This is a genomic window from Allobrachymonas chironomi DSM 19884, assembly GCF_000374625.1.
GTDB lineage: Bacteria > Pseudomonadota > Gammaproteobacteria > Burkholderiales > Burkholderiaceae_C > Brachymonas > Brachymonas chironomi.
In genome coordinates this window covers 271,655-287,358 of sequence record NZ_KB894765.1, presented here as the reverse complement: position 1 = coordinate 287,358, position 15,704 = coordinate 271,655, and the positions used below count along the sequence as shown (strand labels likewise).

Below are 15,704 nucleotides of genomic sequence, written 5' to 3'. Positions count from 1 at the left end.
CCAGCCTGGCGGATAGGGCACTGCTGCGACCTGGCCCTGAATGGATTTGAACTTATCTGATTTGCACAAGGAGTTGGCACATGGGTGCACACGACAATAACGCTGCCAGCAAGGAGCAGCCCTTGATCGAGGATATCCGGCTGCTGGGCAAGCTGCTGGGCGACGTGATCCGTGAACAGGAGGGCGAAGCCACCTACGCGCTGGTGGAAAACATCCGTCAGCTGTCGGTGGCCTACCGGCTGAAACACGATACCGGTGCCGGCGAGCAGATGGACAGTCTGCTCAAGGGCCTGACGCTGGAGCAGACGGTGCAGGTGGTGCGTGCCTTCAGCTATTTCTCGCACCTGGCGAATATTGCCGAAGACAACCACTACATCCGCCGCCGTGTTTACCACGAGCGCCGAGGCGATGTGCAGGCGGGATCGCTGCAGGGCACGCTGCAGCGGCTGCAGCAGCAGGGCGTGTCGGCCCGGCGCATTGCCGAGTTGCTGCAGACGGCGCATGTCTCGCCGGTGCTCACCGCGCACCCGACCGAGGTGCAGCGCACCATCATCCTGGCCGCCGAGCGCGCGATTGCCCAGCTGGTGGCGGAGCGTGATCAGCAGCTGACGCCGCGCGAGCAGGAACACAACACGCTGCTGCTGAAGGCGCGTATCACGCAGCTGTGGCAGACGCGCATGCTGCGCGATGAAAAACTCAGCGTTGCCGACGAGATCCGCAACGCGCTGGCCTATTACCACAACACGTTTCTGCGTGAATTGCCACGCATGTACCAGGAGCTGGAACAGGCGCTGCCAGGGCAGGCGATTGCGCCGTTCTTCCGCATGGGCCACTGGATGGGTGGCGACCGTGACGGCAACCCCTTTGTCGGTGCCGAGACCCTGGCGCTGGCGTTCCGGCTGCAGTGCGAGACGGCGCTGCTGCACTATCTGCACGAGCTGAATGCGCTGGGGCTGGAACTGTCCATGTCCAGCGGTCTGGTGAGCGTGAGTGCCGAGCTGCAGCAGCTGGCCGATGCCGCCGGCGATACCAATCCGCACCGCAAGGACGAGCCCTACCGGCGCGCTGCGATCGGCATGTATGCGCGCGTGGCGGCGACGCTGAAGCAGCGTACCGGCATCGAGGCGCCGCAGATTCCGGTGGTGACTGGTCAACCCTATGCCAGCGCCGACGAGTTGCTGGCCGACCTGCGCGTGCTGGAGCAGTCCTTGCGCGATCACCATGGCGTGCCGCTGCTGGCACTGCGTCTGGGCGAGCTGCTGCGTGCAGTGGAAGTGTTCGGCTTTCATCTGGCAACGCTGGACCTGCGCCAGAACTCGGAAGAGCATGAGGAGGTGGTGGCCGAGCTGTTGCGCGTGGCGCGGCTGCAGGACGATTACAGTGCGCTGGACGAAGCCGGCAAGCGCAGCTGCCTGCTGGCGGTGCTGAACGATGTGCGTCCGCTGCGTGTGCCACATGCGGCCTACAGCGACAAGCTGCAGGCCGAGCTGGCGGTGTTCGGCACCGCACTGCAGCATCTGGAACAATATGGCCGCCATGCACTGCGCCATTGCATCATCTCGCACACCGAGGAGGTGAGTGACCTGCTGGAAGTGATGGTGCTGATGAAGGAAACCGGCCTGCTGCGCGACTTCGGTACGCCGCAGGTGCACAACCGGCTGATCGTGTCGCCGCTGTTCGAGACCATTGGCGACCTGCAGGCAGCCACGCGCATCATGCGCGAGTGGTATGCGCTGCCGGGCGTGTTCGAGATGGTGCTGGCCAGCGGTGCCGAGCAGGACATCATGCTCGGCTACAGCGACAGCAACAAGGATGGCGGCATGTTCACCAGCAACTGGAGCCTGTACCAGGCCGAGCAGGAGCTGCTGACGCTATTCCAACCGCTGCGTGTCCAGCACGGCCTGCAGCTGCGGCTGTTCCATGGCCGTGGCGGTACCGTGGGCCGCGGGGGCGGTCCGAGCTACCAGGCGATCCTGGCGCAGCCGCCAGGGACGGTGCATGGTCAGCTGCGCCTGACCGAACAGGGTGAGGTGATCGCTTCCAAGTACGCGCATCCGGACATTGGCCGACGCAATCTGGAAACGCTGGTCGCCGCGACGCTGGAAGCCAGCCTGCTGCCGCCTACCCGGGCGCTGCCCGAGGCCTATCTGCAGGCGGCGCAGCAGATCAGCGATGCCTGCTTCGCTGCCTACCGTGCACTGGTGTACGAATCGCCAGGTTTTGCCGATTACTTTCTGGCCGCCACGCCGCTGCGCGAAATTGCCGAACTCAACATCGGCTCACGTCCGGCCAGCCGCAAGGCCACGCGCCGCATCGAGGATTTGCGCGCCATTCCCTGGGGCTTCAGCTGGGGTCAGGCGCGTGTGGCGCTGCCGGGCTGGGCCGGTTTTGGCAGCGGCGTGCGCCACTGGCTGCAGGACGATCCGCAGCGCTTGCAGCTGTTGCAGCAGATGTACCGCGACTGGCCGTTCTTTGCCATGTTGCTGTCGAACCTGGACATGGTGCTGTCCAAGACCGATCTGGGCCTGGCCGAGCGCTATGTCGAGCTGGTGGAGGACCGCGAGCTGGGGCAGCGCATTTTTGGCGCGATCCGGGCCGAGTGGCAGATGACGCACGATATGCTGGCGCTGATCACCGGCGAAGCCGACCGGCTGGCGGCCAACCCGGCGCTGGCGCGCTCGATTGCGCACCGCTTCCCGTATATCGATCCGCTGAACCACTTGCAGGTCGAGCTGATGCGCCGGCATCGTGCCTGCAGCCAGGATCTGGCGGCAGCACCGCAGGCATCGGCCCCGACCGAGTGGCATCACCAGTCGGCGCGACTCAAGCGGGGCATCCACCTGTCGGTCAACGGTATTGCCGCAGGCTTGCGCAACACCGGTTAAGGGAGGGCGGCGGGCGGTTCAGCCCGCCAGCCGGGCGCGCCACAGTCGTAGCCGCAGCCCCCAGGGGCTGGTCAGGCCGACGGTGGTGCTGCTGATGTTGCCTTGGGCATCGAGCACGACAAAGCTCGGCGTGGCACTGACGCCAAAATGGCGTGCCATGCTGCCATCGGGATCGACCACGCTGTTCCAGTTCAGGCCGTGCTGGCGCTCGTAGCCCAGCACCTGGCTGGCCGGGCCGGACTGCATGGCGATTGGCAGCACCGGCTGGCTCTGGATCAAGCCGTTGATCATGGGCTGCTCCAGGCGGCAGATGGTGCACCAGCTGGCCCAGAAGTAGAGCACCACCGGTTCGCCGGCTTGCTGCTGGCGCCAGTCGGCCAGGCTGAGTGCCTGCTGGGGTGACAGGGCACGCTGGATGGTCACATCCGGTGCCTGGCCGCTGGCCATGTGGCGTGTTTGCCAGGCCTGGATGCCGAACGCCACCAGCAGGAAGAGCGCCAGCTGGACCAGCAGCGACTTGCGGTTGCGTTGCCACCAGCCCGGCTGGTCCGATGCCGTCATGCTGGCAGCACTTCCAGCAGGCGGTCCAGTCCGCCCTGGTTGATTGCCACCATGGCCTGACGGCGCACCGTCGGCTTCGCGTGGTAGGCGACCGAGACACCGGCTTCGGCCATCATTTTCAGGTCATTGGCACCATCGCCCACGGCGATGCAGCGCTGCGGCTCTACGCCCATCAGCGTGGCCACTTCAAGCAGGCTGCGGGCCTTTTCCTGGCCGTCGCAGATATCGCCCCAGGGCTGTTCCAGGATGCGGCCGGTGAGCTTGCCGTCACGTACCTCGAGCAGGTTGGAGCGCGTGAAGTCCAGTCCCAGACGCTCGCGGATGCGTTCGGTGAAGAAGGTGAAGCCGCCGGATACCAGCAGCGTCTTCAGGCCGGCCTGCTGGCAGGCGCGCACCAGGGTTTCGGCTCCCGGATTGAGCTGCAGGCGCTGGTCGTAGATCTGCTGCAGCGCGCTTTCCGGCACACCTTCGAGCAGGGCCACGCGCTGACGCAGGCTGTCCTTGAAATCGGTGATGATGCCCTGCATGGCGGCCTCGGTGATGGCGGCCACTTCGGCCTTCTTGCCGACGGCATCGGCAATCTCGTCCACGCACTCGATATTGATCAGGGTCGAGTCCATGTCGAAGGCGATCAGGCGGTAATCGCTCAGGCGGGAAAAGGGCGGTTGCTCCTGGATGACCAGGCTGTCGTCAGTGCTCATGGTGTGTGGGGAAGGGTGATCGGTATGGATGGTCATTGTAGGGGCTCAGGCCGGCTGCCGCAGCCGCGCCGGGCCCAGCATGGCCTGGTCCAGGCCTTCCTGCAGCAGCTGTGGTGGCAGTGGCTGGCCGCGCAGCAGGGCGGCGGCGGCCTGGCCCATGGCGGCGCTGGTCTGGATGCCGTAGCCCCCTTGTGCAGCGACCCAGAAGAAGCCCGGCACCTCGGGATCGTAACCGTTGACCAGTCCGCCGTCGGCGACAAAGCTGCGCAGCCCGGCCCAGGCGTGGAAGGGGCGCAGCACCTGCAGCGTGGTCTGCTCCTCCACATGCCAGATGCCGGTGGCAATATCGATTTCCTCCGGCTGCACATCCTGCGGTGCGACCGGATCGGCATTGGCGGGAGAGGCCAGCAGCTGGCCGGCATCGGGCTTGAAATACCACTGTTCGTGGATGTTCTCGACCATCGGCCAGTGCTGGAAGTCCAGCCCGGCGGGAGCGGCAAAGGTGAAGGCGGTGCGCCGGCGCGGCTCCAGTCCGATACGCGGCACGCCGGCCAGTGCGGCGATCTCGTCTGCCCAGGCACCGGCAGCGTTGACCAGTACCGCAGCGTTCCAGTCCTGGCCACTGGCCGAGACCAGCCAGCGTCCGTCCACGCGCCGGATGGCGCTGACTTCGGCGTTCGTGCTGACGCGCCCGCCGGCATGGTGCAGGCCGTGCAGATAGCCCTGGTGCAGCGCATGGGCATCGATATCGGCGGCATCGGGATCCAGAATGCCACCGAGCACCTTGTCCGGGCGCAGCACCGGCACCAGCGCACAGACCGCATCGGCACTGAGCAGCTGCAGTTGCGGCGAGCGTTCGCGCAGGATCTGCCATTCCTGCTGCAGCCTGGCTTCGTCGCCAGGGGCGGCAACCAGCACGCTGCCGCGCGTATGCAGCAGCGGGTGTTCGGCAAAGCCGGCGGGAGGCTGTTGCAGGAAGGGGCGGCTGGCACGTGTCAGCGCGCGCACCTGGGCGTTGCCGTAGCACTCCATGAACATGGCGGCAGAGCGGCCGGTCGAGTGGTAGCCGGGCTGTGATTCGCGCTCCAGCAGTTGCACGCTGCCATGCGGGGCCAGCCAGTAGCCGGTCGAGGCACCGGCGATGCCGGCACCGATGATCAGGTAATCGACATGCGGTGTGCTCATGGCGCTGGCTCCTGGTGATGCTGACAGGCACGATAGCACAGCGGCCAGCCCGCTGTCGCTCAGGGTTTTGCGGGCTTGTCCTGCAGCAGAAACCAGTCACGCAGGGCGGCATCGTCCAGCTCGCCGAGCGCGCTCACGGCATCGGGATCGAGATGGGTGAGGGCCTGGATCCGGCCCCGGGCATCCAGGCCGACGATGGCCTCGCCGTCCTGGCTGCCGGCCCAGCAGCGTTCCACGCTGACGCACATCTCCTGCAGGACGCGCGTGGCCTTGTCGGCCAGGGCTTCCCGTGCGGCGATGTAGGCATCGGCCTGCTCGGCCGGGATCAGGTAGGCATCGACCAGGATCATGCCGGGAACCTGGCTGGTGCGGCGGGACTGTGGCATGGTGCGTCTCTCCGGTGCAAGTGCGGAACAGATCGGCCGGGATCAGGCTGGCGGATCACCGGGCAGCAGGAGGCAGATGCGCGTTCCGTGGCTGTCCGAGCTGATCTGCCATTGTCCCCCAAGACGTTCGATGCGGGCGCGCATGCTCTGCAGGCCAACCCCGGTGCCGGCCTGCTCCATGGCGGCCACATCGAAGCCGCGTCCGTTGTCCGTGACGCACAGCTGCATGCCGGCGGGATCGTCCATACGCTGCAACGCCACCTGCACCTGGCTGGCCTGGCTGTGCTTGACGATGTTGGTCAGGGCTTCTTCCAGCACCCGTGACAGCGCCAGGCACAGACGGGCCTGTGGCCGGATCGGCCAGCTGGCCGGAATCTGCCAGGAGACATCCATGCCGATTTCGTCGAACAGCATGCCGAATCGGTGTCGGACCGGCGCCAGCCACTGGGCCGGCGTGGCCGCCGGCTTGCTGGTGGAGCTGGCTTCGGTATCGAGGATCTGGCGCAGGTCATCGCGCAGCACCTTGAGGTAGCCGAGGAAGGCCTGGTTGCTCATCGGCCCCATGGCATGCTCCACGCTGACGATGGCGCGCACCAGCGAGCTGCCCAGGCCATCGTGCAGGTCATGCGTCAGATCCATGCGCGCCTGCAGCCGGGAGCGTTCACGCTCCATGGCGAGTTGACGCTCGCTGACTTCCAGCAGATCCTGGCGCGCCTCTTCCACGCTCCGCTTGAGCTCCTGGTTGAAGCGCCGGATGCGCCGCATGTCGCGCGCCACGCGCAGTGCCATCAGCATGCCCATGCACAGCAGCGTGGCGATGCCGGAGTAGGGCGTCAGCACATTGCGCTCGTGCGGGAAGAACAGCACCACGGTCAGGTCATGCAGGCCGATCACCAGCACCGACAGCAGCCAGAGCGCCAGCAGCACCTGGGGCAGCACCAGCGGGCGCCTGCGCCACAGTGGCCATTGCAGCAGCAGGCAGTTGAGCAGGATCAGCGACGAGCTCAGCACGAACGCAAACAGGGTGCTGTAGCCCAGCCAGCGCTCCGGGGTGAGCCACGGCAGCAGGATCAGTAGCGCCGCCGTGACCAGCACTGCGCGGCGGGCACGTGGCCAGTGCATCTCGGCAAACGACCAGCTGAACAGCGCAAAACAGGCGCAGTAGAACACCAGTGCGCTCACCGTGAAGCGCTCCAGCGATGCCGTATCGGGCCAGGGCCAGGGCGAGGTCAGCAGCAGGCAGCTGGCAAATGCCACCCAGGAACCGGTCAGCAGGGCAAACCAGCCAAACACCGTGGCGCGGCGGTAGGACAGCCAGACCAGCAGACTCAGCACGCTGAGGGTGAAGGAGAGGGCGATATCGGCCTGCAGCCAGGTGCGTTGCAGCAGGATCTGGTCCTGCTGCAGCGCATGCTGCGTGGACGGATCGCCCAGACTGAGGCGACCCAGTCCGGCCAGCTGGTAGTGCACGCCGGTGACACGGAACCACAGCGTGTTCTCGCCGGGCTGCAGCGAGCTGGCCGGCAGGAGCCAATAGTGCGGCAGGTTCCAGTTGCGTGGCAGCGGCTCGCTGAACTGCGGGTCACTCCAGATCAGCTCCTCGTTCAGGTAGAACGCGCCGGCCTGACTGAGCGAATCCAGTGTCACGCCGACGGCCGCATGGCAGGGCTGCTGCCAGCGGATGCGGTACCAGGCGGTGCCGCCGTAACCGGGCCAGCGCTTCGACCACTGGTCGGGTAGCGCGACTTCCTGCCAGCCGGTGACCGGACGCTGGTCGGGGTTGGCACCGGCTTGCGCGGCCTGGATCGAGAGAATCTGCGGCTGGCAGGCGCTGGCCGGTTCCTGGGCCGATGCCTGCGGAACCGGAAACGCGAGGGAAGTCGTGGCTGTTGCTGGCAATGGCAGCAGCCACAACCAGCAGACGATCAGGACAGCAAGCCGCGCGCACGCGCTTCGTACACGGCACGGGTACGCCCGGAAACGGCCAGCTTGCGGTAGATGTGCTTGATGTGGCATTCGATCGTATGACGTGAGAGGAACAGGCGTTCGGCAATTTCGCGGTTGCTCAGACCTTCGGCTACCAGTTGCAGGATGCCATATTCGCGTCGGGTCAGGGCCTCTTCGTCGGGATTCTGGCGGCTGCGCAGCGGCGGCGGGCTGGCTTTTTCGGCTTTCGGCGCATCCGGCAGTTGCTCCAGGATGCGCCGTGCAATGAAGGGGTCGATCGGGGCGCCACCGCGCAGCACGCTGCGGATCGACAGCGCGATCTCCATGTCGTCACGCTCCTTCAGCACGTAGCCGGTGGCACCGCACTTCAGGGCCTGCAAGATGATGTCCTCGGTGCTCCAGGATGACACCACCAGGATGCTCATCGCCGGGTCCTCCGCGCGCATGTCGGCGATCAGGTCCAGGCCGCTGCCATCGGGCAGGCCGATATCGACCAGGGCCAGGGCGGCCGGGTTTTGCGCCAGCCAGTGACGTGCTTCGGCCAGATTCGTGACGAACACCAGGGCGTCCTGCGCGTAGCCCAGCTGCAGCAGCAGGCGCAGCAGCTTCTCGCGCATCAGCGATTCATCCTCCACGATCAGCACGGGGGCAGGCAGGCAATCCATCGGCGGCAGGGTGAAGGCGGGCATGGTCATGTTCTGGCACTCGGAATAGGCATCGGACAATACGGGTGGTGCTTGGCAAGCGTAAACCCGCCCATGCTGGCTACCATAGGGGATCGCCATGGCACAGGCAATCCCCATAAACCGGGTTATTCCACTCAGGCGGTGCCGGTCTCTTTCAGTGGCTGTCCCAGGCTCTTGAGGATATCGCGCACCAGCAGCGCCCGATCCAGCGGTTTTTCCAGTGCCCGCTCGATGCGCAGTTTCTCGTTGCCGGCCAGCTTGATATGCCTGTTCTTCTGGATCAGCTGGATGATGGCCATCGGATCCACCGGCGGATTCGGCTTGAAGGTAATGGTGATCACCGTCGGTGCCGCTTCCACCTTGAGCACGCCGTAGGGCTGGCTCATCACGCGCAGCCGGTGCACATAGACCAGCGTTTCGGCCTGTGGCGGCAGCTTGCCGAAGCGGTCGACCAGCTCTTCCAGCAGGCGATCCACCTGGTCGGCGGTCTTGGCCGTGGCCAGTTTCTTGTAGAACGACAGCCGCAGGTGCACATCGCCGCAGTAGTCATCGGGCAGCAGCGCCGGCGCATGCAGGTTGATTTCGGTGACGGCCTGCAGCGGGGACAGCAGATCGGGCTCCTTGCCGGCCTTGAGCTGTTCCACCGCCTCGGACAGCATCTCGTTGTAGAGCTGGAAGCCGATTTCCATCATGTTGCCGCTCTGGTTGTCACCCAGCACCTCGCCGGCACCGCGGATTTCCAGGTCGTGCATCGCCAGGTAGAAGCCGCTGCCGAGCTCTTCCATTTGCTGGATCGCATCGAGCCGCTGCGCGGCCTGCTTGGTCAGGCCCTCGATATCGGGCACCATCAGGTAGGCATAGGCCTGGTGGTGGCTGCGGCCGACGCGTCCGCGCAACTGGTGCAGCTGCGCCAGGCCGAATTTGTCGGCGCGGCTGATCAGGATGGTGTTGGCGGTCGGCACGTCGATGCCGGTTTCGATGATGGTGGAGCACAGCAGGATGTTGAAGCGCTGCGCCACGAAATCGCGCATCACGCGCTCCAGCTCGCGCTCGGGCATCTGGCCGTGCGCTACCGCAATGCGCGCCTCGGGCAGGATTTCCTCCAGCTTCTGGCGCCGGTTTTCGATGGTGTCGACCTCGTTGTGCAGGAAATAGACCTGACCGCCGCGCATCAGCTCGCGCAGCACCGCCTCGCGGATCACGCCGCTGTTCTCGCTGCGCACAAAGGTCTTGATCGCCAGGCGGCGCTGCGGTGCGGTGGCAATCACGCTCAGGTCACGCAGCCCTTCCAGCGCCATGCCCATGGTGCGCGGGATCGGGGTGGCGGTCAGCGTCAGCACGTCCACTTCGGCGCGCATCTGCTTCATCTGCTCCTTGTGGCGCACGCCAAAGCGGTGCTCCTCGTCAATGATCAGCAGGCCCAGGTTCTTGAACTGCACCTCGCTCGACAAGAGCTTGTGTGTGCCCACGACGATATCGACCGTGCCATCGGCAATCCCCTTGATGGCCGCCGTGACTTCCTTGCCGGAGCGGAAGCGCGAGATTTCGGCCACCCTCACCGGCCACTTGGCAAAACGGTCTTTCAGGGTCTGGAAGTGCTGTTCGGCCAGCAGCGTGGTGGGCGCCAGAAAGGCCACCTGCTTGCCGCCGGTCACGGCGACAAAGGCGGCGCGCAGGGCGACTTCGGTCTTGCCGAAGCCGACATCGCCGCACACCAGCCGGTCCATCGGGCGTGGCGACACCATGTCCTGGATCACGCTGTGGATGGCGGCCAGCTGGTCGGCGGTTTCGTCAAAGCCGAAGTCGTTGGCAAACACCTCGTAATCGGCCGGCGAGAAGCGAAAGGCAAAGCCTTCACGCGCAGCACGGCGGGCGTAGATATTCAGCAGTTCGGCCGCCGTGTCGCGTACCTGCTCGGCCGCCTTGCGCTTGGCCTTTTCCCACTGGCTGCCTCCCAGCTTGTGCAGCGGTGCGTCATCGGCACTGACGCCGGTGTAGCGGCTGATCAGGTGCAGCTGGCTGACCGGCACGTACAGCGTGGCATCACCGGCGTATTCCAGATGCAGGAACTCCTGCAGCGCGGCCGATCCGTCCGGGTTCTTCTGCCCCACGTCCATGTTGATCAGGCCCTGGTAGCGGCCAATGCCGTGCGCACTGTGCACCACCGGGTCGCCGACCTTCAGCTCGCTCAGATCCTTGATCAGGGTATCGACATCGCTGGCCTGCTCCTGGCGGCGACGGCGGCGGTGCGTCACGCCGCCGCTGCCGGCAAACAGCTCGGCTTCGGTGATCAGGTCAATACCGAGCTCGTTCCAGGCAAAACCTGCCATCAGCGGCGATGCCGCCAGACCGATTTTTTCGCCGTTGTCGAGGAACTCCTGCAGGCTGTCGATCGCTACCGGCTGCAGATGGCTGGCGCGCAGGAAATCGAGCAGGCTCTCGCGCCGGCCGGCACTCTCGGCCAGCAGCAGCACGCGATGCGGGCTGAGCTGCACATGGCCCTGCAGGCGCAGCAAGGGATCCTCGCTGCCGCGTGCGGCAGACACGTCGGGCAGCGCGGCAAACTCGGGATACAAGCTGGTATCGCCACCATGCGGGCGCAGCGACAACTGGGCGAAGCGCTTGGCCTGGGTGAAAAACTGCTCCTCGCTCAGGAACAGGGCTTCGGGCGGCAGTGCCGGACGCTCCGGGTCACCGGCCATCAGCCGGTAGCGTTCGCGCGTGTCCTGCCAGAAGCGCTGGAATGGCTGCTCCAGCGCATCGTGCAGCACCAGGGTACTGGCCGCCGGCAGGTAATCGAACACGGAGGCCGTCTCGTCAAAGAACAGCGGCAGGTAGTACTCGATACCGGCGGTTGCCAGGCCTTCGCCCATGTCCTTGTAGATGCGGCTGCGCGTCGGGTCGCCCTCCATCAGCTCGCGCCACTTGTTGCGGAAGCGGGAGCGTGCTGCATCGTCCATCGGGAATTCGCGTCCCGGCAGCAGGCGCACTTCCTGTACCGGGTCCAGGCTGCGCTGGCTGTCCGGGTCAAAGGTACGGATGCTGTCGATCTCGTCATCAAACAGATCCACCCGGTACGGCTGCTCCGCGCCCATCGGGTACAGGTCGATCAGGCTGCCGCGCACCGCATATTCGCCGGGGCTCACCACCTGGCTCACATGGGCATAGCCGGCCATGGTCAGCTGACGTCGCAGCGCCGCCTCGTCCAGCTGTTGGCCGGTCTTGAAATGGAAGGTATAACCGGCCAGAAAGGAGGGTGGGCCGAGCCGGTAGAGCGCCGTGCTGGCCGGAATCAGCACCACATCGGCACCGTCATGGCGGTCGTGCTGGCTGATACGCCACAGCGTCGCCAGACGCTCGCTGATCAGGTCCTGGTGCGGCGAGAAGCTGTCATAGGGCAGGGTTTCCCAGTCCGGAAACAGGACGCAGCGCAGTGCCGGATCAAAAAACGGCAGCTCATCCAGCAGGCGCTGGGCATCCGCCGCATCCGAGGTGACGATGGCCATGCAGCGGCCGTCGGCCTTGTCGCGCGCGGCCAGCCGGGCCAGCAGGGCGGCATCGGCCGACGCCAGCGGACGTGGCATGGTATGGCGCTGGCCGGGAGTGAGTTTGGGGAGTTTCATGGGCGAGATGCGGACAAACAGCAACACCCATCGGCTTGGGCAGGGCGATGGGCAATGACGGCATTTTAAAAGAGCCTGAGCTCATGCGCGTGACGGCTGCTGCAAGGCACAATGCAGGACATGGACACCCCCCGCATGCACGCCCTGATTCCCTGTGCCGGCACCGGCAGCCGTTCCGGTGCCCGCATCCCCAAGCAATACGTGGACCTGGCCGGCCAGCCCATGCTCTGGCACACCGTGGCCGCCTTTGACGCTTGCCCGCAGATCGATGCCATCCTGCTGGTACTGGCCCCCGATGATGCCCACGGCGAAACGTTGCCGCTGCCGGCCGACAAGCTGCAGCGCGCCCGTGTGGGCGGCAACAGCCGTGCCGAAAGCGTGCGCAACGGCCTGCGCCAGCTGCGTCAGCAGGGCGTGCCTGATCACGACTGGGTACTGGTCCACGATGCTGCGCGCTGTTTGCTGACCGCGGCGCAAATCGGCCAACTCATCACGGCCTGCGTCGATGATGCCGTCGGCGGCCTGCTGGCCCTGCCTTTGCCTGATACCCTCAAGCAGCAGAATGCCGATGCCCGGGTGCAGGCCACCATCCCGCGCGCTGACAAGTGGCTGGCCCAGACACCGCAGATGTTCCGCATCGGCCTGCTGCTGCAGGCGCTGGAGCACAGTCTACAGCGTGCCCCCGGGGCCATCACCGACGAATCCAGCGCGATTGAGCTCGCCGGCCTGCAGCCGCTACTGGTGCAGGGCAGTGCCTGGAACTTCAAGGTCACCTACGCCGATGACTTCGCGCTGGCCGAAGCCGTGCTGCAGGCGCGCGCCAGCGCCAGCCATGGGACAATCCAGCCATGACGACTGCCACTTTTCCTCCATTCCGTATCGGTGAAGGCTGGGACACGCACCAGCTGGTCGCAGGCCGCGAGCTCTGGCTGGGCGGCGTGCAAATCCCGCACGACAAGGGCCTGCTTGGCCATTCCGATGCCGATGTGCTGCTGCACGCCATCACCGATGCGCTGCTCGGCGCCGCCGGCATGGCCGACATTGGCACGCTGTTTCCCGATACCGATCCGGCCTTCAAGGGGGCCGATTCGCGCGTGCTGCTGCGCGAAGCCATGCGCCGTGTGCGCGAAGCCGGCTGGCAGGTCGGCAATGTGGACTGCACGGTGATCGCGCAAAAGCCCAAGCTGGCAGCCTACAAGCCGGCCATGGCGGAAAGCATTGCGGCCTGTCTCGGCATCACGCGCGACCAGGTCAATGTCAAGGCCAAGACGGCGGAGAAGCTGGGCCCGGTCGGGCTGGAGCAGAGTATGGAAGCCCGCGCTGTGCTGCTGCTGTTCCCGTTGGCCTGAGCGCTGGCTTACTTGGCCTTGGGCAGGCGCAGGTTGGCCTGCAGGCCGCCTTCCTTGCCATTGCTCAGCTGCAGCGCGCCGCCCATGTGCTCCACCACCTTCTTCACGATGGCCAGACCGAGGCCGCTGCCCACGGCCGAGGTGCGCGCCTCGTCGGCACGGTAGAACGGCTGCGTCAGCCGGTCCAGCATCTCCGGCGGTACGCCGCTGCCCTGGTCGGCAAACTCCAGCAGCACAAAATTGCCTTCGGCACGCGCCTTCATGCTAACTTCGGTCAGCTCCCTGCCCGGCGTCTTGCCATAGCGGCGGGCATTCTCCAGCAGGTTGGAAATCACCCGTGCCAACTCGATCTCGTCGGCCTTGACCTTCAGGTTGTCCGGCACATCGATGCGCAGCAGCATATCGTCCTGGTTCTGGTAGGGATAGGCACTGGTGCGCACCACATCCGCCAGCGCCACCGCGGCCAGTTCGCGTCCATCCGGGCGGGCGTAGTCCATGAACTTGTTGATGATGCCGTCCACCTGCTCGATGTCGGCCGCCATGTATTTGCGTGATTCCTCGTCGGGCACGCTCATCTCCACTTCCAGCCGCAGGCGAGCCAGCGGTGTGCGCACATCGTGCGAGATGCCGGCCAGCATCACCACGCGCTCCTGCTCCACCGCCGACAACTGCTCCACCATGCGGTTGAAGCCGATATTCACCTCGCGCAGCTCACGTGCCGGCACTTCCTCGTCCAGGTGGGCATCGTTGTAGTTGCCCAGCCGCACCTTGCCGATGGCCACCGAGAGCTGCTTCAGCGGCCGGTTGACCAGACCGGCAATGACCGCGGCCCCGACCAGTGACAGCGCTGCGGCCATCAGCAGCCAGATCAGCCAGGTGGTGCCACCCAACTGGGTAATGCGCGATTCGTCGGTCAGCAGCCAATAGGCATCGCTGTCGATGGTAAAGCCGATCCACAGACCCTTTTCGCCATTCACCTGGCTGGCCAGCACCGTGTCCGTGCCGAGGCGCTGTTGCAGTTCGCGTGCCACCTGGTCATTGAACGGGCTGCTGGCCATTGGCAGGATGGCATCGTCGGGTTCGCGCAGCAGGATGCGCACGCTTTCTTCCTCGGCCAGCTCGCGGATCAGCGAAAAGCGCGTGATCGCATCGGAGTAGATCAGCGCCGTGCGGCTCAGGTTGACCAGCGAGGCGATCTGCTGTGCCGTCTGGGTCGCACGCGGCTCCATGTTGGCGGTGCGGATGGTGACCAGCCAGCTGATCGTGCTCACCAGCAGCATCACCGCAATCATGATGAAGGTACGCCAGAACAGGTTCAGGCCCCAGCGCGTCGGCACTGCCGATCCGAGCAGGGCAGAAGTGGCCTCGACGCCCTTGCGCAGCATGGGACGCGCGCCCGTGGCGGGCTCGGGGCTGGCCGGGGCAGGAGTCGGTGCGTGGGATTCTTCTGGGCGCATGCGGAATCAGCCGGAGATTACCGGTACGCCAGGACAGCGCGCCGGTGTGAAACTCGGGAAAAAGCGGGGCAGGGCAGGCAAGCCGATGCCAGCGCGGGACTGGCAGCGGGCCGTATCACTGCGGGTCTATCAGTTGTTGTTGCCGTCCGGCACGAAGACATAGCCCACGCCCCAGACGGTCTGGATATAGCGCGGCGATGCCGGGTCGGATTCGATCAGCTTGCGCAGGCGCGATACCTGCACGTCCAGACTGCGGTCGAAGGGCTCGAACTCGCGGCCACGGGCCAGCTGGGCCAGTTTCTCGCGCGACAGCGGCTGGCGCGGGTGACGCACCAGCGCCTTCAGCATGGCGAATTCGCCGGTCGTCAGCGGCAGGTCCTCGCCGTCCTTCTTCAGCGTGCGTGCGCTCAGGTCGAACACGAAATTGCCGAAGTTGACGATCTCGGTTTCGGTGGCCGGCGCACCGGGGGCCTCCACCGCCGGGCGACGACGCAGCACGGCGTGTACGCGGGCCAGCAACTCGCGCGGGTTGAAGGGCTTGCCCAGATAGTCATCGGCACCGATTTCCAGACCGACAATGCGGTCCACATCCTCGCCCTTGGCGGTGAGCATGATGATCGGGGTACGGTCATTGGCTGCACGCAGGCGGCGGCAGATGGACAGGCCATCTTCGCCGGGCAGCATCAGATCCAGCACGATCAGGTCTACTGTTTCGCGCAGCAGGATGCGATTGAGGTTCTTGCCGTCCTCCGCCACCATGACTTCAAAGCCTTCCTGGCTCAGGTAGCGGCGCAACAGGTCTCGGATACGGGCGTCGTCATCGACAATCACGATCTTGTCGGGTCGGGCGTTCGCCTGGTTCATGCTGATCCTCCGGAAATTTGTAACATGCCAATGATGGTAGGGTGCAAACCCCAAAAAACT

12 protein-coding genes are annotated in these 15,704 nt (G+C 65.6%); 3 read left to right on the top strand and 9 right to left on the bottom strand.

Annotation, left to right across the window (positions count from 1 at the left end; genetic code table 11):
* Positions 1-80: 80 nt before the first annotated feature.
* Positions 81-2,885: a phosphoenolpyruvate carboxylase gene (gene ppc, locus C513_RS0101390; RefSeq protein WP_018714233.1), complete on the top strand. Its 2,805-nt coding sequence runs from the start codon at positions 81-83 to the stop codon at positions 2,883-2,885.
* A gap of 18 nt (positions 2,886-2,903) precedes the next feature.
* Here ppc and C513_RS0101385 read toward each other — a convergent pair whose 3' ends face one another.
* The 7 genes from C513_RS0101385 to mfd all read right to left on the bottom strand — a co-directional run bounded on the left by C513_RS0101385 (position 2,904) and on the right by mfd (position 11,974).
* On the bottom strand, positions 2,904-3,446 hold the full coding sequence (locus C513_RS0101385) for a redoxin domain-containing protein (protein ID WP_018714232.1): 543 nt from the start codon (positions 3,444-3,446) through the stop codon (positions 2,904-2,906).
* On the bottom strand, positions 3,443-4,147 hold the full coding sequence (gene serB / locus C513_RS0101380) for a phosphoserine phosphatase SerB (RefSeq protein WP_018714231.1): 705 nt from the start codon (positions 4,145-4,147) through the stop codon (positions 3,443-3,445). The genes C513_RS0101385 and serB overlap by 4 nt, the downstream gene beginning before the upstream one ends.
* A 45-nt stretch (positions 4,148-4,192) precedes the next feature.
* Entirely contained in the window at positions 4,193-5,332 is a 1,140-nt protein-coding gene (locus C513_RS0101375; RefSeq protein WP_018714230.1) for an NAD(P)/FAD-dependent oxidoreductase, read from the bottom strand.
* Positions 5,333-5,391: 59 nt separating this feature from the next.
* A complete protein-coding gene (locus C513_RS13595) occupies positions 5,392-5,718 on the bottom strand; it encodes a hypothetical protein (RefSeq protein ID WP_018714229.1) in 327 nt (108 codons plus the stop codon).
* Between the two features lie 42 nt (positions 5,719-5,760).
* The gene (locus C513_RS12385) at positions 5,761-7,617 is read right to left on the bottom strand and encodes a sensor histidine kinase (RefSeq protein ID WP_156816001.1); all 1,857 of its coding nucleotides are present in this window, start codon (positions 7,615-7,617) and stop codon (positions 5,761-5,763) included.
* A 26-nt stretch (positions 7,618-7,643) separates the two neighbouring features.
* Positions 7,644-8,354, bottom strand: coding sequence for a response regulator transcription factor (locus tag C513_RS0101360; RefSeq protein ID WP_026320423.1), 711 nt, complete (start codon positions 8,352-8,354; stop codon positions 7,644-7,646).
* Between the two features lie 131 nt (positions 8,355-8,485).
* Positions 8,486-11,974: a transcription-repair coupling factor gene (mfd, locus tag C513_RS0101355; protein WP_026320422.1), complete on the bottom strand. Its 3,489-nt coding sequence runs from the start codon at positions 11,972-11,974 to the stop codon at positions 8,486-8,488.
* Between the two features lie 111 nt (positions 11,975-12,085).
* Between mfd and ispD the strand changes: the two genes are divergently transcribed.
* A complete protein-coding gene (gene ispD / locus C513_RS0101350; RefSeq protein ID WP_018714225.1) occupies positions 12,086-12,826 on the top strand; it encodes a 2-C-methyl-D-erythritol 4-phosphate cytidylyltransferase in 741 nt (246 codons plus the stop codon).
* Positions 12,823-13,323 (top strand): 2-C-methyl-D-erythritol 2,4-cyclodiphosphate synthase, encoded by a 501-nt coding sequence (ispF, locus tag C513_RS0101345; protein ID WP_018714224.1) that lies wholly within the window; start codon positions 12,823-12,825, stop codon positions 13,321-13,323. The genes ispD and ispF overlap by 4 nt, the downstream gene beginning before the upstream one ends.
* Before the next feature lie 8 nt (positions 13,324-13,331).
* On the opposite strand, the gene C513_RS0101340 is transcribed toward ispF, so the two are convergent.
* Positions 13,332-14,780, bottom strand: a complete 1,449-nt coding sequence (locus C513_RS0101340) for an ATP-binding protein (protein WP_245552781.1) — start codon at positions 14,778-14,780, stop codon at positions 13,332-13,334.
* Positions 14,781-14,909: 129 nt separating this feature from the next.
* Complete coding sequence (gene ompR, locus C513_RS0101335) at positions 14,910-15,644, bottom strand: osmolarity response regulator transcription factor OmpR (RefSeq protein ID WP_018714222.1); 735 nt, start codon at positions 15,642-15,644, stop codon at positions 14,910-14,912.
* Positions 15,645-15,704: the final 60 nt, after the last annotated feature.